The following is a 21,017-nucleotide window of genomic DNA, read 5'->3' as shown; positions in this document are numbered from 1 at the left end:
GCACTGACCCTCCTTCAAGAGGGTCAGGTCATCCATCGAACGCGCTTACTGGGCAGCCTTGGCCTTTTCCACGATGGCAGCAAATGCCGCCTTCTCGTGAACAGCCAGGTCAGCCAGGACCTTACGGTCGATTTCGATGCCGGCCTTCTTCAGACCGCCAACAAAGCGGCTGTAGGACAGACCGTGCTGACGAGCACCAGCGTTGATACGCTGGATCCACAGGGCACGGAACTGACGCTTACGCTGACGACGGTCGCGATAGGCGTACTGACCGGCCTTGATGACGGCCTGCTTGGCTACGCGGAAAACACGCGAACGGGCACCGTAGTAACCCTTGGCCTGCTTCATGATCTTCTTGTGACGACGACGGGCGACGACACCACGCTTGACACGAGTCATAGCACTCTCCTGACGTTAAAGGGGGTTCACCAAGGATTAGACGTACGGCAGCATGCGACGCACGAGTGCCTTGTCGGCATCGTGGATCTGCTGCATGCCGCGCAGCTGACGCTTACGCTTGGTGGACTTCTTGGTCAGAATGTGACTACGGAAGGACTGCTTGTGCTTGAAGCCGTTAGCAGTCTTCTTGAAGCGCTTGGCAGCGCCACTGTTGCTCTTGATCTTCGGCATGAGAATAACTCCGCTCGAGTTTCTTTAGAAAATTCGGGGCCAATGGCCAGCTCTGGAGCTGGCCATTCGTTGGACGGGCCGTCGAATCACTTCTTCTTGGGGGCAATGATCATGATCATCTGGCGGCCTTCCATCTTGGGGAAGGACTCCACGGTACCGATCTCTTCGAGATCGGCCGCGATCCGCTCCATCAGCTTGCGGCCGATGTCCTGGTGCGCCATTTCACGCCCGCGGAAACGCAGGGTGACCTTGCCCTTGTCGCCACCTTCGAGGAACCGGATCAGATTCTTCATCTTGACCTGGTAGTCGCCCTCGTCGGTGCCAGGCCGGAATTTGACTTCCTTGACCTGGATCTGCTTCTGCTTCTTCTTCTGAGCAGCTTTCTGCTTCTTCTGCTCGAAGACGAACTTGCCGTAATCCATGATCTTACAGACGATGGGATCGGCATTTGAAATCTGCACGAGGTCAAGGCCTTCAGCCTCGGCGCGCTCAAGAGCATCGCGGGTGTCCACGATACCAAGCTGTTCGCCGTCAGCAGCGATCAGGCGGACCTGATCTTCGGTGATACGCTCGTTCATTGGCGGACGCTTGTCCTGGGGGCGTCCTCTGGGGTTGCTTCGCTTGATGGTTCCGTCTCCACTATAGCTTTGGAAGGTGCGAGAGCTGGGAAGGTGCGTGCCTTTACGAGCTTCGCACGAGGGGGCGGCCCATGCCGCCTACCCGTTAGTACCGCTCGGCCTGAACTCGCTCGATGAAGGCATCCACCGTCATGGTGCCTAGATTTTCGCCGCTGCGCGTACGCACAGCCACCGAGTCGGCCTCTACTTCCTTATCTCCGACCACCAGGAGATAGGGTACCTTCTGCAACGTATGCTCGCGAATTTTAAAGCCGATCTTCTCGTTCCTCAAGTCCGACTTGACGCGTAAACCGATTTTTTGCAGACGAGAGGTCAAAGCTTCGGCATATTCCTTCTGCGCGTCGGTGATAATCATCACCACCGCCTGCTCAGGAGCCAGCCACAAAGGCATGGCACCGGCATAGTGCTCGATCAGGATGCCGATGAAGCGCTCCATGGAGCCGACAATGGCACGGTGCAGCATGACGGGCGGCTTACGCTCGCCCTCTTCTGTCACGAACTGGGCACCCAGGCGAGTCGGCATCATGAAGTCGACCTGCATGGTCCCGACCTGCCATTCGCGGCCCAGGCAGTCCTTCATATGGTACTCGATCTTGGGACCGTAGAAGGCACCTTCGCCAGGCAGTTCCTGCCATTCGACGTCGCAGGCCTCAAGCGCACCGCGCAGTGCGTTCTCGGCACGATCCCACGTCTCGTCATCACCGATACGCTTCTCAGGGCGCAGCGCGATCTTGATCGCGATGTCTTCGAAGCCGAAGTCACTGTAGACCTTCAGTGCCTGACGGTGGAAGCTGGTCACTTCAGGCTGGACCTGCTCTTCGGTACAGAAGATGTGCCCGTCGTCCTGGGTGAACGCACGCACGCGCATGATGCCGTGCAGCGCACCAGAGGGCTCGTTACGATGACACCCGCCAAACTCGCCAAAGCGCACCGGCAGTTCGCGGTAGCTGCGCAGTCCGGAATTGAAGACCTGAACATGCCCCGGGCAGTTCATCGGCTTCAGCGCGTATTCACGCTTCTCGGACTCGGTGAAGAACATGCCGTCGGCGTAGTTGTCCCAGTGGCCAGACTTCTTCCACAGCGACACGTCCATGATCTGCGGGCAGCGGATCTCCTGATAGCCGCCCTCCTTGTAGACACCGCGCATGTACTGCTCGACACGCTGCCACAGCGTCCACCCATTGGGGTGCCAGAACACCATGCCCGGAGCTTCTTCCTGCATGTGAAACAGGTCAAGACGACGCGCCAGCTTGCGATGGTCACGCTTCTCGGCCTCTTCCAGCCGGTGCAGATAGGCCTTGAGCTGCTTCTTGTCGCCCCAGGCGGTGCCGTAGATACGGGTCAACATGGCGTTGTCCGCATTGCCGCGCCAGTAGGCGCCCGCCAGCTTGGTCAGCTTGAACGCCTTCAGGTGACGGGTGTTGGGCACGTGAGGCCCGCGGCACATGTCGGTGTATTCCTGATGCCGGTACAGCCGGATGGTATCGCCCTCGGGAATGCCGCGAACGATTTCCTGCTTGTAGGGCTCGTCACGATGCAGGAACTCGAGCATCGCCTTATCGCGATCCACGTACTCGCGGACCACATCGTATTCTTCATCGATCAGCTGCTTCATGCGCTTCTCGATGGTCTCGAGGTCTTCCGGGGTGATCGACTGGCCGAAATCGATGTCGTAATAGAAGCCGTCGGTGATCACCGGGCCGATGGCCATCTTGGCCTCGGGATAGAGCTGCTTGACCGCGTGCCCGATCAGGTGGGCGCAGGAATGCCGGATGATCTCCAACCCTTCCTCGTCTCTTGCGGTCAGGATCGCCACCTCGGCGTCCGTCTCAATCAGGTCCGCGGCGTCCACCAATACGCCGTCGATCTTGCCAGCCACGCAGGCCTTGGCAAGTCCCGGGCCGATGCTTTCGGCCAACTCCATGACGCTAAGGGGGGAATCAAAGGTTCTCTGACTGCCGTCAGGCAGTGTCACGATGGGCATGCAAGCTGTCCTTGTGCGCAGTGGTGATCCATACCAGGGATCACGTGTCGCCAAAATGGATTCAATGGGTGAAACAGCGACATAGCCTACCAGATGCAGCGTCGTCGATGCCACGCTCTACCTTCGCGGCGGGCGAATGTCGCAACAATCTTGCGCGACCAAACGCAGCGAGGCGCCCGAAGGCGCCTCGCTGATGTCGTCGCGCTCGATCAGATGATCGAGACAGACTCGGTCAGGGCAAACTTACTGCCACTCACCCAGCTCGACACGACGGTTTTCCGCACGACCTGCATCAGTGTCGTTGGTAGCGATCGGCTGCTCTTCACCGTAGCCGATAGCACGCATGCGGTTCGGCTGCACGCCCTGGCTGGCCAGGAAGCGAGCAACAGAAGCGGCACGCTCCTGAGACAGCTGCTTGTTGTAGGTGTCGGAACCGACGCTGTCAGTGTGGCCTTCGATGCGCACGCCGACGTTCGGGTTGGCACGCAGACGCTCAGCGATGCCGACCAGTACCTGCTCAGCCTGAGCTGTCAGGGTGGCGGAGTCGAACTCGAAGTTCACGTCACGCAGGACCAGGTCCTTTTCGCAGCCCAGGGAGTTGACCTGGACGCCAGCCGGAGTACCCGGGCACTGGTCCTGGAAGTCCGGCACGCCGTCGTTGTCGGAATCCAGCGGGCAGCCCACGGCGTCAACCGCGACACCGGCCGGAGTACCCGGGCACTGGTCGTTGGCGTCATAAACGCCGTCACCGTCGGAATCCTTCGGAGCGTCCATCGGCTCTTTGTTCGGCTCAGCACACAGCAGAGCGCCAGCCACGGTGCCGACAGTAGCGCCAACAGCTGCGCCGGTTTCTTCGTCGTCGTCGCTGGTGGTGCCGTAGCCGATGCCGCCGCCGATCAGGCCGCCAGCAATACCACACACCATCGGGTGCTGGTACCACGGCTTAGCGTCGCTCATGCCGGAGGAAGACTGTGAAGCGGAGCTGGCGCAGCCAGAGAGGCCGACAACCAGAGCAGAACCGAGCAGCAAGCCAGTCGTTGATTTTTTCATTTAAGACTCCTTCTTCTTTCTGACACTCAATGCTGAATACGGGTAACCCTGTTCTTCAGCGGGTCCAATGTTGTGCCGATCGAGAAACAGGATAGGTACCCTACTTCCTCATAGGCAAGAAAAGCATGAAATATCGCGACTAGCCAGTCTGATAGCCTTCGATATCTCAACGTCTTCCGCCGACGGCCCATCGTGCAAGAAATGCGCTGCACGACCAATCCCTTGCAGGCGACATCATGACGTATCGCTTCTGTACAATCAAATTAGCACAGCCGATAGACGCCCGTCATTCACTTCATCGAACAGTGTTCGAGATCGCTCAATTGAGACTGTCGGGGTAACGGGCCTGAAAATCCAGCGCAGCCTGTGCCGCAGCCAGCACATCCTCACGATTTGCCTCTTCCACGGCCAACCTCTGCTTGTCCTCGGCAAACCGTTCTTTCGGTGTAAGTGCCTGACGAGCCTGGTGCGTATGCAGATGCCGTGTCTGCTCGTACACCTCTGCAACAACGCGAAACTCGCGCCGCTCAAGCAGCGCAGGGTCGATCAGTTCAAACAGGACTTTCAGGCGCCAGCAGCCCTCTGTCACATCGACTTGTCGCTGCACCAGGGCCGACGCAACCAGTCCGAGATTTTCCAGGCCGTTTTCCCGCGCGCGACGTTCCTCGTCTTGACGGAAGGCCTCGCGGCGACGCACTTCCTTACGCAGAGACCAGGCGTACCCGCCCATGCCTGCAATCACGGCACAGCCAATTCCCAGCAGGACAAGTGCAAGCGTCGTGGACATAGAAGCCCCCTTTGCGATGGTCAAAGGGCGCATTCTACACATCCTGACAATGGGCGGAACCGCTTTCGCCGAGGGCGGACGTCCCCATCCGCGCCAACAGACCTGCACAGCGGCAGTCGGTCTCAGCCCCCTTTCGAGGAAGCGTAGCGGCTATCAGTGACGATCAGATGAACCCATGCCCCAGACCTACCACCGAGCCCTAACATTGAAGGCCAAAACCGAGGCATGAAATTGACGCCTAAGCCCGAGACCTGACACCGAGCCCTAACATTGAAGGCCAAAACCGAGGCATGAAATTGACGCCTAAGCCCGAGACCTGACACCCGGGCCTAAATGCCGGGAATACCTAAGAGCTCATCTGCAAGGGCGAACCTGAAAGAGAGCATCAGGCCCAGAGTGTCAGCACCAGAGACAGGTAGTGGTCGCTCAGCAACGCCAGAAACACGCCCAACAGATAGCGTATCGAGAACCAGAATGCCTGCAGCGGCACCTGTTCATCGCGACCACGCCAAACCCTCAGGTTCCAATGCATGAACCGTATGTTCAGCAGCAGGATGCAGCACAGGTACCACCATCCACTCATGCCAATGACAAATGGCAACAGCGTCGCCGCGACCGTGAGCCAGCCGTAAAGCCACACCTGCAAACGCGCAAAGTCCAGGCCATGGGTCACCGGCAGCATGGGAATTCCGGCCTCGGCGTATTCGTCTCGCTTGTAGATCGCCAGGGCCCAGAAGTGCGGAGGTGTCCAGGCAAAGATAATCAGCACCAGCAACAGGGGCTCGGGCGCCATGGCGCCCGTCACCGCGGTCCAGCCCAGCAGCGGTGGCGCGGCCCCGGCAACACCGCCAATGACGATGTTCTGCGGTGTGGCGCGCTTGAGAAAAACGGTGTACACCAGCGCGTAGCCCACTAGCGAGGCCAAGGTCAACCAGGCCGTCAGGTCATTGACGGCGATGGCCAGCAGCCCTACCCCCACCACGCACAGCGACAGCGCCCACCCTAATGCCAGGGGCGTTGATAGCCGACCTGAGGCCAGCGGCCGGCGAGCGGTGCGCCCCATTCTGGCATCAAGCTTGCGATCCACCACATGATTGATCGCTGCGGCTCCGGCCGCAGACAAGCCAATCCCCATTAGACCGAGCACCACCGTATCGAGCGGCGGCAAGGGCACCGCCAGCAGCATGCCCACCAGGACACAGACCAGCATCACCGCCACGACACGCCACTTGCACAGCACCAACAGGTCATGCCATACGGACACAGGCGCCATGCCGGGAACTACCGCTTGGCCATCACGCATGTAGCCACCCCCGCTTCTTGCGCTGGGGCTCACTACCGACATCTTGCCCAGAGCGTGAAGGTATCAAAGAGCCTGCGCTGCCGACTCGCCGCCGGTCGGCGTCCAGGTCATCCACAGCCAGCACCAGCGACGTTGGACGACGTTGGCGGACCACCACGGCCGTGCTGTAGCGCTGTTTCCAGACCACCAGCGTGAACGTGAACACCAGCAATACCGCCCCCGCTGTATGCAGCAACGCCAGGCCAAGGGGTAGCCACCACAGCACATTGGCCACGCCCAGTGCGACTTGTAGCAGTAGCGCGGCAGCCAAGCTCGCCAGCCAGGGCCGCATCTCGCGACGCCGCCAGTAACAGACCACGACGACCATCAAGGCGATGCCCAGCAATCCTGCCCCAAAGCGATGGGCAAGGTGGATGGTGGTTCGCGCCTCAGCATGCAAAGCCCCATGCAGGTAAGTGGGCCCCACTGCCTGGGTGAGATGAAAACCTTCCCCCCAATCGGTCTCCGGCCACCATTGTGTGTTGCAGGTAGGAAACCCCTGGCAGGCCAGTCCGGCGTAATTGCTCGACGTCCAGCCACCCAATGCCAGCTGCATCACCAGTAGCAACAACGCGATGGTCAGCACACGACCGGGCCGGCGCGCTGCGCCAGCACCTTGGCCGCGAGCCAGGCGTCTCAGGCGAAGATGCAGCCAGACGAAGAGGCTCATCACAGACAGTCCACCCAGCAAATGCAAGGTGACGACCTGAGGCCACAGCTTGAGGGTAACGGTATAAGCGCCAAAGGCGCCCTGCACCATCAACACCGCAAACAGCAACAGCATCTGGCGCCAGGGCATGCCTGGCCGTCGACGGTGAGGCCAGGCGATCACCAGCAGGCTGACCACCAGCAATCCCAGCCCGCTGGCCAGATAGCGATGGATCATCTCCATCCAGGCCTTGGTGGCATCAAGCGGACTGTCGGGACTGTGTCGCAGCGCTTGGTCGGCATCCGGCACCATGAAGTTGCCATAACAGCCCGGCCAATCCGGGCAGCCAAGCCCCGCATCAAGCAGCCGGGTCCATGCCCCTGCCAGAATCACCACCGCCGTGAAGGCGGCCCCCGCCAGGCTCAACACTCGCAACCAGAATAGCCGCCGATCACTCATGGGCCACCTCCCTGCTGACCAGCGCCGTAAAAGCCTGTGCACTAGACAAGGCCATTGGCCGCGTCTCCGCCCAGGCCTCAGCGCCAGCAATAGCGACTGCATCAGCGCGATTACCGAGAAAATACATTGATCCGGACATCGAAGGAGGCCCATCAAGTGCGCCGGCAACCCCAGGCGTAGCCTGCTGATGCCTTGCCGCGGCTGGCCACTCTGGATTGCGTTTGAACAGGTGCTCGATGTCATCCATCACTGCCCTGGTCTCTGTGCCATCGGCATAGGCCACTGCCACATTCCCAACGGGATCCAGCAACCAGGCTCTGCCTTGGCCACTCCACTCTGGCACCGTCGACCAACGCCAGAGGGATTCGCCGGGTAACGCAGGCGGCGTTCCGCCAATGCGAAGCCTGGTCAGCCGATGCGCTTCCTTACCCAATGCACGGTGCAACCGCCACCAACGGTCAGCATCTGCTTGGCAGCCACTACCGCAATCAAACACCAGCCGCCACGCCCTTGAACTCGCCATGGGTTCGCCGCTGGCCTGGCTGTCCTCATCAGCAGACCCTGTCACCCCCTGCCCCGTCTCCAGAGCTTCGATGGGCCACTCCGACAACACCGGCACCTGACTGTCGAGCGAGCCGTGTGCCGTTCGCTCAACGGGGATGCCGATACGCCATTCGGCCATGATCCACGCTACCAACATCGGTGCCACGAAGATCGATATCAGAGCGATCAGTTTCGTGCGCTGCCATGCCAATGCCGTCATGGGCCCTCCCGTCTTTTCGGTCGCTACCGTGCATCAAGGTCTGTCTTGATCAGCTGGTCCTGTCGCATCCGCCTGGCACCCACCACCAAAGCGATCGTCGCGACCCCTGCCAAGGCCCACCACTGCACCGCATAGGCAAGATGGCGCTCGGGGGGCATGACGCTGGGCACCCACCAATCAAGCAGATGGCCCTCGCCTTGCCGCTGGTGCAGCCAGCCGGGATAGGTGAAAGGCTGTTGCCAGCTGGCCAGCTCGATTCGCTGCAACCGAGTGCCCTCGAGATTGTCACCAAAGCGTGGCGCACGGCGGCTGTCGATCTGCCATTCGCCGCTGATCGTGACCGTACCCTCTGGCGTATCAGCGCTCGGTGCCATCCTTGAAACGCCGGTCTCGATAAACCCGCGCTCCACCAACCAACGCCGTCCCTCCAGGTCAACAAAGGGTGTGAGCACCGCCACACCCAGTTGCTGACCTAGGGTGCGATTATCCAGAAACAGGGTTTCGGCACCCATAAACCGCCCTTGTAACGACACTCTTGCGCCGTCTGGCGGTACTGTCTCTGGCATGTGCACCGTCGGTGCCGTATCGCGATGTTCCAGATAGAGGCGCTTGTCGGCAGCCCGCTCCCACTGCCATAGTCCCAGGCACACTCCCAGCACGATCAGCGCTGCGCAGAGCACGCACCACACCACCAATCGGGGCGACCACCGCCACTCACTGTCACCGGAACGGACGCTTGCCATGCTGCTCAAATCCCTGATCCTGATCGTCTTCATTGCCATGCTGACCAGCCTGGCCGCAGGCGTCGGATTCTTGCTCAAGGACGACAGTCAATCTCGCCGCCTGCTGATCTCCCTTAAGATTCGCGTTGGCTTGGCTGCCCTGCTCCTGGGCTTGTTGATCTATGGTTTTGCCAGCGGCACGCTTGGCTGAACCGATCTGTCCCTGACCCGCTCAGGTCGTTTTCTGTCTTGAGCATGTCTGTCTCAGTCAGCCCTGTCTCAGCCCACTTCCTCTCGACCGCTTCAGCCCTGTTGGTCTCGCCCCCCCCCCTGTGCCTTGAGGCGAGGGACGCGGGCTTGTCATCACCCGGTGCCTGTCAGCGTCAGAAGACGTAAACGAAGATGAAAAGCCCAAGCCATACCACGTCGACAAAGTGCCAATACCAGGCTGCGGCCTCGAAGCCGAAGTGGTTGGCGCCACTGAAGTGTCCCTTGCGTATGCGCAGCAGGATGCTGGCGAGAATGATGGTGCCGATGATGACGTGCAGGCCGTGAAAGCCTGTCAGCATGAAGAAGGTTGAACCGTAGATGCCGGCTTCAAGGGTCAGCCCGAGGTGATGGTAGGCCTCGTAGTACTCCACTCCTTGAATAATGATGAAGCAGGTCCCCAGCAGTACGGTGCCGAACAGCCAGTTATGCGTTGCCTGTCGCTCCCCCATCTTCAGCGCTTCATGAGCCACGGTAAGAGTGATGCTGGATGACACCAGCAACAGCGTGTTGACCAGCGGCAGCTGCCACGGACTGAGAGTCTCCGCGGGTCCCGAAATGCGGCTATCCGGCGGATCGAGCAATGGCCAGCTGGCCGAAAAATCAGGCCAAAGCAGCGCCGTCACCCCCTTGGCGCCTTCGCCATCCAGCCAGGGCAGTGCCAAGGTTCTCACGTAGAAAAGCGCGCCAAAGAAGGCCGCAAAGAACATGACCTCAGAGAAGATGAACCAGCCCATGCCCCAGCGGAATGAGCGATCCATCTGCGCGTCGTACAGGCCTGCCATGGACTCTCGAATCACATCGCGAAACCACAGCACCATGACGGCGAGAATCCCCACCAACCCTGCCAACATCAGCGGTGACCCCACGGCTCCATGTACCAGCCAGGTGCCGCCTCCGACCATCATCACGCCCATCGCCAGAGAGCCCAGAATTGGCCACTTGCTGGTTGCGGGAACATAGTAGCTGCCACCACTCATGTTTCACCTCCTGAGGACCTGTCCGCCCAGCGCCGCGTGGCCACAGCGTCAATATGCTTGCCATCGTCCGGCATCGCGGCTGTTACGGTGTCGTTTTCCTGGGGATATAGGGTGTACACCAACGTCACGGCCTTGATCTCGGGCGGCAAGTCCCTCGTCAGCTGAAACACCAGCGGCGCAGTAAAGCTTTCGCCCGCCGCCAGACGCTGGTTCTCGAAGCAGAAGCACACCAGCTTGCGGAGATGTAGCGATGCCGGCGACGGCGTCACACTTGGCACAGCTCGGGCCACCAGCGAGCGCTCACCAAGATTGCGAAAGGTGAAGTGCACCTCTGCGCTCTGCCCTGGATGCACCCGGATCTGTCGCTCCTCCACCTCTAGCCGCCATGGCAGGCCAGCCGCACCACGTGTCACGAACTGCATGGTCACGGTACGTTCGTCATCCACCTCCTGGTGCACCAGAGACTGAGCGCTGGACGCCGTCTTGCCGTTCAGCCCCGTCACCTGACAGAAGACGTCGTAGAGGGGCACCAGCGCGAAGGCAAAGACGCACATACCCGCCAGCACCACCAGGGTCTTGATGACGGTGCGTCGTACCTGCGGCCTGCGATCCTCGACGACATTCACCATGGGCGATCTCCCGCACGTCAGTGTTCGACCGGTCGATACTGGGGCGGGTGCTCGAAGGTATGCAGTGGAGCCGGGCTTGGCACGGTCCACTCCAGGTCCTCAGCCCCGTCCCACGCCTTGGCGGGCGCGGTCTTGCCACCTCTTACACACATGATGACGATCACCACGAACAGCAGCTGCGAAAGGCCGAACATGAAGGCACCGATGCTCGACACCATGTTGAAGTCAGCGAACTGCAGCGAATAGTCGGGAATACGCCGTGGCATACCAGCGAGACCAGAAAAGTGCATCGGGAAGAACGTCAGGTTCACGCCAATGACCGACAGCCAGAAATGCCACTGAGACAACCGCAGGTGCGGATAATGGCCGGTCCACTTCGGCAGCCAGTAATAGACCGCCGCCATGATCGAGAACACCGCCCCTGGCACCAGAACATAGTGGAAATGAGCCACCACAAAGTAGGTGTCGTGATACTGAAAATCTGCTGGTGAGATCGCCAGCATCAAGCCCGAGAAACCTCCGATGGTAAACAGTACGACAAAGGCAATGGCAAACAGCATCGCCGGCTCAAAGCTGATAGAGCCGCGAAACAGTGTCGTGATCCAGTTAAACACTTTCACCCCGGTGGGTACCGCGATAAGCATCGTGCTGTACATGAAAAACAGCTCTGCGACCAATGGCAGCCCGACGACAAACATATGGTGCGCCCAAACCAGAAAGGACAGGATGGCAATGGACGCCGTGGCGTAGACCATTGAGGCGTACCCGAACAACCGCTTGCGCGCAAAGGTCGGGATAATCACCGACACGATGCCGAACGCCGGCAAGATCATGATGTAGACCTCGGGATGCCCGAAGAACCAGAAGAGATGCTGGAACAGCACCGGATCGCCGCCGCCCCCCGCGTTGAAGAAGCTGGTGCCGAAATTAATGTCCATCAGCATCATGGTGACAACGCCCGCGAGGACCGGCATCACGGCGATCAACAGGAAGGCGGTGATCAGCCACGTCCACACGAACAAGGTCATGTCCATCATGCGCATCCCAGGGGCACGCAGGTTGAGAATGGTCGCAATGATGTTGATGGCGCCGAGGATCGAACTGATTCCAGCAATATGCAGCGATAAGATGAAGAAGGTGGTGGACGGAGGTGCGTAGGTCGTGGACAGGGGGGCATAGAATGTCCAGCCGAAGTTCGGCGCACCGCCAGGCATGAACAATGTGCTCAGCATCAGCGTAAAGGCAATCGGCAACAGCCAGAAGCTGAAATTGTTAAGCCGCGGGAGCGCCATGTCCGGAGCCCCTATCTGCAGCGGCACCATCCAGTTGGCAAGACCCACGAAGGCAGGCATGACCGCGCCAAACACCATGATGAGCCCGTGCATGGTGGTCATCTGATTGAAGAATTCAGGCTGAACCAGCTGAAGTCCTGGCTGAAACAGCTCGGCCCGCACCACCAAGGCGAAGACACCGCCAATCAAGAACATGGTCAAGGAGAAGATCAGGTACAGCGTACCGATCTCCTTATGGTTGGTCGTCAGCACCCACCGCATCAGGCCGCGGGGTCGATGATGCTCGTGCTGGCCTGTCGCAGCGCTATCCGCTGCGGAGGATTGCAGACGATGCTTGGGAGGCAGTGACGCCATGGCGAAGTTCTCCCCGGTTGGCAGTCCGTCCGACACGGACCAGGTGTCAGCGTGTCACGTCAATCTGTGTATCGAAGCTGGGTGACGCACGGGGCGTCACTCGGCCAGCATTGCGGCGATCTCGGCGGGCTGGGTGACCTCACCCGAGTCATTGCCCCAGGCATTACGTTCATAGGTGATGACAGCAGCTATCTCGACAGGATTCAGCGTGGTGCGAAACGCCGGCATGGCCGACCCCGACACACCGTTGACGACGGTATCGACATGCCGGCCGGGATCATCCAGCAGCGCCTGGTTACCCGCCAGGGCGGGGAAAGCCGGCGGCAGTCCGCTGCCATCAGCCTGATGGCAAGACGCACAGATCGAGCCATACACCTGCTCGCCCCTGGCCATCAGCTCATCCATGCTCCACTCGCGGTCGACGCCCTGCGCCTCCTGGGCGGCGGCCTCCTTGCGCTGTGCCAGCCAGGTGTCGAACTGCTCCTGCTCCACCGCCTCGACCACCACGGGCATAAAACCGTGATCCTTGCCACATAGCTCGGCGCACTGGCCGCGATAGATGCCCGGCTCGTTGATCCTTACCCAGTTCTCATTAACGAATCCCGGCACCGCATCCTGCTTGACCGCCAGCTCCGGTACCCACCAGGAGTGGATGACGTCATCTGCCGTCAGTAGCAGGCGCACCTTCTTGCCCACCGGCAGTACCAACGGTTCATCGACTTCCAACAGGTAGTGGTCCCCCTTGGCGCTGTCACCGGTGATCTGTTCACGCGGGGTCGCAAGATTGGAGGTAAATTCGACATCCTCGCCCAGATAGCTGTAATGCCAGCGCCATTGCTGGCCCGTGACCATGACGTCGAGATCAGCGTCAGAGGCGTCATACATTTTCTTCAGCGTCGCCGTGGCCGGCACCGCCATGCCGACCAGAATCAGCAAAGGCAGCGCGGTCCAGATGACCTCTACCGTGGTGTGTTCATGAAACGTGGCGGCCTTGGCACCCTGGGAATGGCGGTAGCGAAACAGCGAATAGAACATGGCGCCGAAGACCACCACGCCAATCACTACGCAGATCCAGAAAATCGTCATGTGCAAGGAGTGCACTTCACGACTCACGTCAGTGACACCGACCGGCATGTTCCAGTCAGCCGCGAGGAGAGGACCGCTCACTCCGGTCATCAGCGCTGCAACCAGCATTCCTGCAGTCATCCATACGTGGCGTATGCGCATCGATGCCTCCTGGAGCCTGTGTGATACGTCGGTTGTTATTCGTCTGTCGTGTTACGTCTGTGCCCGGTGGTAGATGCGGGCTGATCGGTGAATTCCCTGGATCTTCACCTGACGCATCCGTCATGACCTGATGCATCCGGCATGCAACACCGCGCTGTTGCCTTACCCGGCACTTCCCGGTAGCGCATCACCCACTTCCCCCACACCAGGTGCCACAACGCAGATCGCCACCTCGACGGTGGAGTCACTACCCCGCCGCCAAGGTGGCGATCACTACCAGTACCACCACAAACAGCACCCCTGCCAGGATGCCTACCACGATAAAACTGGACGCCTTGCCAGAGGTGAAATCCTCCTGCCGTCGGGATTCCTTCTGAACGCCAAAGAAGGCGGCGAGTACAGACGTAATGGTCTTCCACATCGCGACCTCCGGTCAGGTCAAGTCATCCCTCGTCCTTCGCTTGACCATAGTTCAGCCGGAGACAGTTTGCGTTGCGCATTAGACGAAGGTCATAGTCCGAAAAGTGCTACCAGCGCCGGTAGCAGAAAGGCCGTCACCAAACCTGTGAGCCCCATGGCAAGCCCAGAGAAGGCCCCCGCCATGGCACCGAGCTTGGCAAAAGCCTGGGCGGTACCAAAACCATGCGCCGCCAGTCCCATGGTGAAGCCCTGCACCACAGGATCACGAACGCCCAGCATGCGAAAAATGAAAGGCCCCAGGGCACATCCAATGGAGCCGGTAATCAGCACAAGGCCCGCCGCCAACGATGGAATACCACCAATCTGCTCCGCCACCCCCATGGCAATCGGCGACGTCACCGAACGAGGTGCCAGCGACAGCACTGTCTGCGGAGACGCGCCGAACAGCAGCGCCAAGCCCAGCGTCGAGGCCACCGCCGTCACGATACCCGCGCCACAGGCGGCCAACAGTGGCACCAGCAGTTGGCGCACCCGCTCTCGGTGATCGTAAAGCGGTATCGCCAGAGCGACGGTGGCCGGGCCCAGCAGAAAATGGATGAACTGAGCGCCTTCAAAGTACGTCGCGTAGTCAATCCCGGTCAGCAGAAGAAAGGTAATGATCAGCGCAATGCTAAGCGTCACCGCATGCAGCAGCGGCGTCCCACCCAGCCAACGATTGATGCGCACGGCCAGGGCAAAGGCCAGTAGCGTCACCAGCAGCGAGACCAGCGGATTCCCTGACAGATAGACCCACAGTTCATCCAGAGCAGAGGCTTCCATTAGCGACCTCCCCTGCGCGTCGCCAGCGACGACATCACCCATGCCGTTACCGCCAATGTCAGCGCGGTCGACAGCACCAGAGTTGCCGCGATGGCCACGCCATCATTGGCAATCAGTCGACCATGCACCATCAAGCCCACCCCGGCAGGCACGAACAACAGCGTCAGGTAACGCAGCAGCCCCTCACCCGTGGTCCGCAGACTCTTAGGTACCTTGCCGCGGATCGTCAGACCCACCAGCAGTATGACCATCCCGATAACAGGCCCCGGAATCGGCAGCCCCAACAGCCGAGCCAATAATTCACCCGCAAACTGACAGCCCAGCAATAGGCTCATTCCCAGAATCAGCGGCATCCGCGTCCCCTCCGCACCTTGTTTACTCTCCCTATAGTGTGTCAGAGCACAGACAAACTGGGCAGCGCTGACCATCACCAGCGGTCAATTTCCAACCAATTGAAATAAAAGCGCAAAAAGGGGTTTTCATTTCGAAATGAACGCGCTAGTATACGCCTCGTCTTCGGGGGACAGGCCAGACGGTCACAGAGCCCAAAGGCCAAGTCGGAGCGTGGCGCAGCTTGGTAGCGCGTTGCAATGGGGTTGCAAAGGTCGCAGGTTCGAATCCTGTCGCTCCGACCACTGAATACTTATGAATCAGGCTCTTGCGAACATTCACGCAGGAGCCTTTTTCGTTTCTGAAGCCCCAATCTCTTCTAGGTGTCAATTAGGTGTCAGCACGCACAACCTCGTGACCGGATGATACCCCCCCCCTTCCCGACGCCTCACTACGAAAAGACCCACGTTCGACCCAGTGCATGTGCAAGTGACTTACCGCTTGCCGCCCACGCACATCACCGCACTGTCAGATTTTCTGTGCCACTTGGCCCTGACCGTGCTTGCTCATCCAACAGGCATCTCCTCCCTTGCTGAAGAACCGCCTACAAGGCTCGCTGAAGGGTGAGAGGGAACTGACAAGGCCAAGGCTTAGCTGTCAGGTCCCGGATGATTAATTACGCGCTTGGTGAATAGTTCGGGACGCCGGTTCTGCCAGTCTTTCATCGCAGAAATTGGGGCCTGGTGCTTCAATGCCTTCTGCGGGATGTGATGATTGTACAGCCAGCAGTACCGTTTAAGCGTTTGCTCCAGGTCTTCTCCAGAGACATAGCGACGCGTCGATAAGACGTCACTGATACGGCCATTGAAGCGTTCGACCATTCCGTTGGTTTGAGGGTGGCCCGGTCGAATCAGGCGGTGCTCCACGTGGTGCGCTGCACATGCCTGGTCAAACGGATGCTGTCCGGTGGGCTTGCGCTCTCCACCAGAGGTGAAGCGATCCGTGAAGCTCTTGCCATTGTCCGTCAGCACCTTTTGGACCTTGAACGGGGCCTTCTCAACGACCCGATGAAAAAACGCTTCAGCATCGCGTGCTGCCTGGCTGGAGCGTAGCTCTAGATAGACCCAGCGCGTAGCTCGGTCGATGGCAACGTACAGATAGCGGCGCTGCGTCTCATCAGGCATCTGCGGCAGATACTTGATATCGATATGGAGGAAGCCCGGTTCGTAGTCTCGAAAGGGCTTGGGGGCGTCCTTCTTGCCCTCCTGGTCCTTCTTAGCCAATTGGGCCAAGGTGGGCACCTGGCGGCGTTTCAGCATCCGGTGGAGCGCCGCTCTGGATAGCGTGGGGTGCAAGAACTCCTGGGCGACGACGAGCAGGTCGTCGAGCCCGAGACGAAGGAATTCGCGTGCCGCAATCAGCACCTCTTCCTGCTCGTGGTTGAGCGTTGCCTTGAGGTTGTGACGGGTGTGGGGGCGATCATAGACATCGTCGCGGTGCCGCCACCGACGTATCGTCATGTCACTGACACCAAAGCGCTCCGCCAGCGCCGTATCGGTAATGTGAGCGGGAGCCGCCTGGATCTCAGCGCGGATCTTTGGGGTCGTCGTCGCTTGTTTATGAAGTTTGATATCCACGGCCATGCTCCTGGATGAATTGACGGAGAAGCCCACGGGCGGCTATCAAAGGATAGCTTCTTTTTGTCAATTGAACATCCGAGACACAACACTTAGCTTAAGAATAGAGGGGCTTATAAGGGCTCACAGGAAGCCAAGGACAGCCCCGTAGTGAAGAGCTTTGAGATATTTCAAGAGGGGGGGTACGGGAGCCGATGGGGGTCTCTTCAAGAACGCTGGGACGTTTTGAGCTTTTGTAGACCCCCACCCTCTTTTAAGAGAAGGTGGCAAAGTGAATTGGTTTATTTTTTCTGGTGATTTCTATATTTAACATCATGACTGACATACCAATGATAAGAGCCACCGCATAGCCACATACTATCCCATAGCATACAATAGCGCTTCTTGAAGCCAACCACTTTAAGTAATGCGACGTTAATCTAGGCCAGCTCATCAAAGGATATTGTCACCAAGACACCCTCCTGATCATCTTCGAGGCTTACAGGACGTCCCCCGGACTTAGAAGATCCTGGCGCATCTTCCTGTTTTCTTTTTGTGTGATACTTGACCCTATGAGTCTTCCGTTTTCCCAGCTTCTTTTAAAGAGAAAGCATGTCCTCGATGTCGTAGGTGAGTACTGTCAATGTATCGGTTGCTTCCTTTACTTGTCATATGATTGCATTCAATGGTTGTTCTCGCAGTAGAACCAGTGTTCGACTTCGGTTCTCTCGCAGAAGGCGTAATGGACATCAGTGTTTTCTTCTATGGCTTTCTCGACGCTATCTACTATTATTTCTTCAGTCATGCTATCAGAGTCATACTTGTAATACATATAGTCGCCAAAGATCACAAGCCACCTATCAATATCATAAACAGATAGGCAGCTATATTCAGAGCAACTAAGCGAAACGATATTTAGCCCCGCCTCCCGCATTTCTCTCCGAATCCATTTAACTCCTTCACTATCAAGACCATCGGGTTCCGCATTATATGACCGTATTAAGATCATCTCACCATCATACATCTCTTCAAGTTCATTTAATATCCCCTGCATCCTAACCAAGACGTCATCGGGAGTTTGTCTTGGACATAGATACACTAACAGACTACTAACAAGCAGCAGTACGGCACCCCCGATGACTCTCTTTTTCATTGCTTATATTCTCCGGCTTCTTGCCAATGCGCAGTCGTGACGAATTTTCGAATCCTTCCTGATTGGGTAAGGTGCTGAGGCTATTTTTTGCATCACGATATCAGCAGTAAGCGCTGAAGGGTCAGGGTATTCGTGGTATAGCTCGAACCCCAGGCGTACTGAGAGATTATCTGTCACATCGTCATAGGTACGCGGGCTAAGCCAATCAGGCAAAGGCCAAGGCAACCCGCTAGGAATCTCCGATCTAGACGTGACTTCCTGGTCATCATGCAGAGTGTCGGAGCCAATCTGCTCAAGCCCAGCACCATCCAGCATCAACCCTTCGGAGAAGCCACAGCACAGGCTGACATAGCCGTAATGGATATTGGCCCATATATCGTAGTAGTACTCGTACTCACCGTATTTGTGATGGTATCGATAGGAGGACTTACCGAGTGAAGCAAAATTATCATTCCGGCTTATTCTCCTTTTATGGTCCCAATCACCATTTTCTCTCACCATAAACGTCCACAGGGCAAGAGCAAATATCCCACTAGGAGCTTTCGGCATCAAGAAGTTGCGGATATTCGCCAGCGCTGGGTACTCACCCCCCATGCTGTCCATCTCTTGCGTGAATATATCAATGGAAAGCTCGCTACTCTGCCCGTTCCAGAGTGACATCATCCGGCCTGGCCGAGACACGACATTCCTCTGAATCTCATCCACGATGAACGCAGCCAGGTCCAGTGCCTAATCAGGATGGTTACAGGGAGCCTCAGCAGGTTCAGTATTGGCGAAGGACTGCCGGATTCCAGCACCAGCGTACTGTCGTCGTTGTGCTACCGCTGAGTCGTAGAGGGCCTGTGCGGAAGGCTGGCGATTATCGCCTAGCGCATGCACGCCATTCATGGAAGAGAGCAGCGTTGCTCCGCAGGCGGTGTGACAGCCGTGGAAGGCAACAGATTTACCATTTACGGTAAAGGTTGGATGCCCCTCGACGATGGGGCAGACACCATGTCCCTTCTGTGGGCAAGCCACCATATCGCCAACTACTGCAACCGGGGTACCATTAACGAGATAGTTTGCCTGGGCAGTGACGACCGTTCCGCCATGACTGGTCGAGTCGCCCAGCAAGATAACTCCATCCCCTGAATTGAACATTCCCTACCCCCCTACTTTCCTGTGAGTCGAAGGGTCATCGTACCGCTGCAGGGAATGTCTCGGGAAAGCGGGCTGTGCTGCAGCAACCCGGGCAAAACGTCGCACCTGGACTTTAAGAGCATTGATGACGATAACTTACTGCAATGACTTGTGTTCAGTGGCATTCATCAGTGCTCGCTGAACCGTCGATACCCCGCACCCTGCAAGCTCAGCCGTCTTTCTGATACTGAAGCCTTTCTCTCTTAGCTCCCTGATCCTCTGATGCAACGCTTCATTCACAGGACGGCCCCTGTAGGCCCCTTTATCTTTGGCCTTCTCTGTTCCCTCAGACTGCCGTCTACGCCTGTCGTCATAGTCCTTGCGAGCGACAGTGACCTTCCCCCTTGTTTCAGTCCAACCATAATGTGGGAACCGCTCCTTCATGCACACCACTAGGCATAGGCGACGGGTGCCAGATAGCCCAGCGGGCTATGCGGCTTAACATGGTTGTAGTGGGTCCTGCATTGGTCGATTTCATATCGGACATCGGACAGGCTCAAAGACCAGTGCTGGTTAAGACATCCATCGCGGAACTTGCCGTTGAAGCTCTCGATGAAGGCATTCTGTGTCGGCTTGCCCGGCTGGATGAAGGACAGCGTGATCTTCCGCTCACACGCCCAGAAAAACATCGCCTTGCTGGTCAGTGCGGGGCCGTTATCGCAGACAATCTACGCGGGCAGCGAGCGCTGATGCGCTACCTCGTCCAGGAACTTGGCCAAGCGACGTCCGGAAATGAACGTGTACACCAGTTGACCAACACGCTCTCTGTTGAAGGCGTATACGATGTTGAGCACGCGGAATCGTCGCCCCGAGGCCAATTAATCCGAGACGAAGTCCATCGACCAGAGCTGGTTGGGCCCGTCTGGACACGGCATCGCCGCTCTTGGCCGCACCAGTCGCCTGGGCCGCCGGGTGCGGACCTGAAGCCCAGCCTCACGTGCAGCTGGTAAGTTCGCTTGCGATTCACCACCAGCCCCTCCTGTCGCAACAGAGCGTGCAACAGCAGGTAGCCGTAGCGGGGATGGCAGGTCGCTAAGGCGTTCAGTCGCGCCCGAAGTGGCTCATCGTCGTGCGGCATCGCTTGGTAGCGGGCCACGGATCGTGGCAGGCCCAGCGATCGAAAGGCATGTCGCTGGCTGAGCCAGCCGTCTGCCACCAGGTGCGTTACCGCGCGCCGCTTGGCTTCGGGCGTCACCACTTTCCCGACTTGATCTCCTCGAGAGCGGCATTATCAAGAGCGCTTTCCGCCAGCAGCTGCTTCTGGCGGGCATTCTCTGCCTCCAGCTCCCGTGGACGCTTGGCCTCCGATACCTCCATACCGTCGTACTTGGCCTTCCAGCGATAGCTGGTCTGCTCGGTGACGCCATTCTGCCGAGCCAACTTGGGCACTGAGACGTCCGCTCATGGGCCTTGAGGCTGGTGATGAGCTGCTCTTCAGTATGTCGATTGCGCTTCATCGCGAGATCTCCGGCTATCAGGATAAAACGTAGCGAAAAAATCACATTGCTGGTGGACCGGCTTCAGGGGGAAGGTCACCACGACACAGCCCCACCCTTCGAAAGGGGGTGATGCAACACGCCCAGCCCTGGCTGTGCCAGCCAGCTTCTGCCCGCCTCGGCATAAAGTATTAGCCCTGACGCATCACAAATGCTATACAAGGAGCGCTCGCTGTATAATTCTTAAGTCACTGATACTGCAGGCGTTGTAGCCATGGTCGGGAACCTCCT

At 58.5% G+C, this 21,017-nt stretch carries 23 protein-coding genes, 1 tRNA gene and 1 pseudogene; 2 read left to right on the top strand and 23 right to left on the bottom strand.

Annotation, left to right across the window (positions count from 1 at the left end; translation table 11 throughout):
- Positions 1-45: 45 nt before the first annotated feature.
- The 10 genes from rplT to JF545_RS02735 form a co-directional block, all read right to left on the bottom strand.
- Positions 46-399 (bottom strand): 50S ribosomal protein L20, encoded by a 354-nt coding sequence (gene rplT / locus JF545_RS02780; protein ID WP_045991494.1) that lies wholly within the window; start codon positions 397-399, stop codon positions 46-48.
- Between the two features lie 36 nt (positions 400-435).
- The gene (gene rpmI, locus JF545_RS02775; RefSeq protein WP_045991495.1) at positions 436-630 is read right to left on the bottom strand and encodes a 50S ribosomal protein L35; all 195 of its coding nucleotides are present in this window, start codon (positions 628-630) and stop codon (positions 436-438) included.
- Between the two features lie 86 nt (positions 631-716).
- Positions 717-1,256: a translation initiation factor IF-3 gene (infC, locus tag JF545_RS02770; RefSeq protein ID WP_315857894.1), complete on the bottom strand. Its 540-nt coding sequence runs from the start codon at positions 1,254-1,256 to the stop codon at positions 717-719.
- Between the two features lie 97 nt (positions 1,257-1,353).
- Positions 1,354-3,252 (bottom strand): threonine--tRNA ligase, encoded by a 1,899-nt coding sequence (gene thrS, locus JF545_RS02765; protein WP_206938513.1) that lies wholly within the window; start codon positions 3,250-3,252, stop codon positions 1,354-1,356.
- 243 nt (positions 3,253-3,495) lie between these two features.
- Positions 3,496-4,302, bottom strand: coding sequence for an OmpA family protein (locus JF545_RS02760; RefSeq protein WP_206938504.1), 807 nt, complete (start codon positions 4,300-4,302; stop codon positions 3,496-3,498).
- A gap of 319 nt (positions 4,303-4,621) precedes the next feature.
- Positions 4,622-5,089: a DUF2489 domain-containing protein gene (locus tag JF545_RS02755; RefSeq protein ID WP_206938501.1), complete on the bottom strand. Its 468-nt coding sequence runs from the start codon at positions 5,087-5,089 to the stop codon at positions 4,622-4,624.
- 385 nt (positions 5,090-5,474) lie between these two features.
- Positions 5,475-6,392 carry a heme o synthase gene (gene cyoE / locus JF545_RS02750; protein WP_206938499.1) on the bottom strand — a complete coding sequence of 306 codons (918 nt, stop codon included), beginning with the start codon at positions 6,390-6,392 and terminating at the stop codon, positions 5,475-5,477.
- Complete coding sequence (locus JF545_RS02745; protein ID WP_206938497.1) at positions 6,385-7,539, bottom strand: COX15/CtaA family protein; 1,155 nt, start codon at positions 7,537-7,539, stop codon at positions 6,385-6,387. The genes cyoE and JF545_RS02745 overlap by 8 nt, the downstream gene beginning before the upstream one ends.
- The gene (locus JF545_RS02740; RefSeq protein ID WP_206938495.1) at positions 7,532-8,302 is read right to left on the bottom strand and encodes a hypothetical protein; all 771 of its coding nucleotides are present in this window, start codon (positions 8,300-8,302) and stop codon (positions 7,532-7,534) included. Before JF545_RS02740 ends, JF545_RS02745 begins: the two co-directional genes overlap by 8 nt.
- A 23-nt stretch (positions 8,303-8,325) precedes the next feature.
- Positions 8,326-9,045: an SURF1 family protein gene (locus JF545_RS02735; RefSeq protein WP_206938494.1), complete on the bottom strand. Its 720-nt coding sequence runs from the start codon at positions 9,043-9,045 to the stop codon at positions 8,326-8,328.
- On the opposite strand from JF545_RS02735, the gene JF545_RS02730 reads away from it, so the two are divergent.
- Positions 9,044-9,235 (top strand): DUF2909 family protein, encoded by a 192-nt coding sequence (locus JF545_RS02730; protein ID WP_206938492.1) that lies wholly within the window; start codon positions 9,044-9,046, stop codon positions 9,233-9,235. The two genes, JF545_RS02735 and JF545_RS02730, sit on opposite strands and share 2 nt — an antisense overlap.
- Before the next feature lie 172 nt (positions 9,236-9,407).
- On the opposite strand, the gene JF545_RS02725 is transcribed toward JF545_RS02730, so the two are convergent.
- The 7 genes from JF545_RS02725 to JF545_RS02695 all read right to left on the bottom strand — a co-directional run bounded on the left by JF545_RS02725 (position 9,408) and on the right by JF545_RS02695 (position 15,365).
- Entirely contained in the window at positions 9,408-10,271 is an 864-nt protein-coding gene (locus JF545_RS02725; protein ID WP_206938490.1) for a cytochrome c oxidase subunit 3, read from the bottom strand.
- A complete protein-coding gene (locus JF545_RS02720; RefSeq protein WP_206938488.1) occupies positions 10,268-10,900 on the bottom strand; it encodes a cytochrome c oxidase assembly protein in 633 nt (210 codons plus the stop codon). The genes JF545_RS02725 and JF545_RS02720 overlap by 4 nt, the downstream gene beginning before the upstream one ends.
- A gap of 17 nt (positions 10,901-10,917) precedes the next feature.
- Positions 10,918-12,546: a cytochrome c oxidase subunit I gene (gene ctaD, locus JF545_RS02715; RefSeq protein ID WP_206938486.1), complete on the bottom strand. Its 1,629-nt coding sequence runs from the start codon at positions 12,544-12,546 to the stop codon at positions 10,918-10,920.
- 96 nt (positions 12,547-12,642) lie between these two features.
- Entirely contained in the window at positions 12,643-13,773 is a 1,131-nt protein-coding gene (gene coxB / locus JF545_RS02710) for a cytochrome c oxidase subunit II (RefSeq protein ID WP_206938484.1), read from the bottom strand.
- Between the two features lie 247 nt (positions 13,774-14,020).
- Positions 14,021-14,194, bottom strand: a complete 174-nt coding sequence (locus tag JF545_RS02705) for a DUF2970 domain-containing protein (protein ID WP_206938482.1) — start codon at positions 14,192-14,194, stop codon at positions 14,021-14,023.
- An 89-nt stretch (positions 14,195-14,283) separates the two neighbouring features.
- Entirely contained in the window at positions 14,284-15,012 is a 729-nt protein-coding gene (locus tag JF545_RS02700; RefSeq protein WP_206938480.1) for an LrgB family protein, read from the bottom strand.
- The gene (locus tag JF545_RS02695) at positions 15,012-15,365 is read right to left on the bottom strand and encodes a CidA/LrgA family protein (RefSeq protein ID WP_206938478.1); all 354 of its coding nucleotides are present in this window, start codon (positions 15,363-15,365) and stop codon (positions 15,012-15,014) included. Before JF545_RS02695 ends, JF545_RS02700 begins: the two co-directional genes overlap by 1 nt.
- Before the next feature lie 205 nt (positions 15,366-15,570).
- On the opposite strand from JF545_RS02695, the gene JF545_RS02690 reads away from it, so the two are divergent.
- Positions 15,571-15,647, top strand: a tRNA-Pro gene (locus JF545_RS02690).
- A gap of 345 nt (positions 15,648-15,992) precedes the next feature.
- Here JF545_RS02690 and JF545_RS02685 read toward each other — a convergent pair.
- From JF545_RS02685 to JF545_RS02665, 6 genes and pseudogenes are all read right to left on the bottom strand, one after another.
- Complete coding sequence (locus tag JF545_RS02685) at positions 15,993-16,979, bottom strand: IS481 family transposase (RefSeq protein WP_206938476.1); 987 nt, start codon at positions 16,977-16,979, stop codon at positions 15,993-15,995.
- A 661-nt stretch (positions 16,980-17,640) separates the two neighbouring features.
- The gene (locus tag JF545_RS02680; RefSeq protein ID WP_206938473.1) at positions 17,641-18,111 is read right to left on the bottom strand and encodes a hypothetical protein; all 471 of its coding nucleotides are present in this window, start codon (positions 18,109-18,111) and stop codon (positions 17,641-17,643) included.
- Positions 18,112-18,114: 3 nt separating this feature from the next.
- Complete coding sequence (locus JF545_RS02675) at positions 18,115-18,771, bottom strand: polymorphic toxin type 44 domain-containing protein (RefSeq protein WP_206938471.1); 657 nt, start codon at positions 18,769-18,771, stop codon at positions 18,115-18,117.
- A gap of 69 nt (positions 18,772-18,840) precedes the next feature.
- A complete protein-coding gene (locus JF545_RS02670; RefSeq protein WP_206938464.1) occupies positions 18,841-19,251 on the bottom strand; it encodes a PAAR domain-containing protein in 411 nt (136 codons plus the stop codon).
- A gap of 135 nt (positions 19,252-19,386) precedes the next feature.
- Complete coding sequence (locus JF545_RS20130; protein WP_347401301.1) at positions 19,387-19,674, bottom strand: helix-turn-helix domain-containing protein; 288 nt, start codon at positions 19,672-19,674, stop codon at positions 19,387-19,389.
- 8 nt (positions 19,675-19,682) lie between these two features.
- Positions 19,683-20,747, bottom strand: a pseudogene (locus tag JF545_RS02665) (IS3 family transposase).
- Between the last annotated feature and the right edge of the window lie 270 nt (positions 20,748-21,017).

Origin of the sequence: Halomonas litopenaei, from assembly GCF_017303055.1 — a bacterium.
Taxonomy (GTDB): domain Bacteria; phylum Pseudomonadota; class Gammaproteobacteria; order Pseudomonadales; family Halomonadaceae; genus Halomonas; species Halomonas litopenaei_A.
The sequence above is the reverse complement of the archived record's forward strand: the minus strand, read 5'-3'. Positions and strand labels throughout refer to the sequence as shown.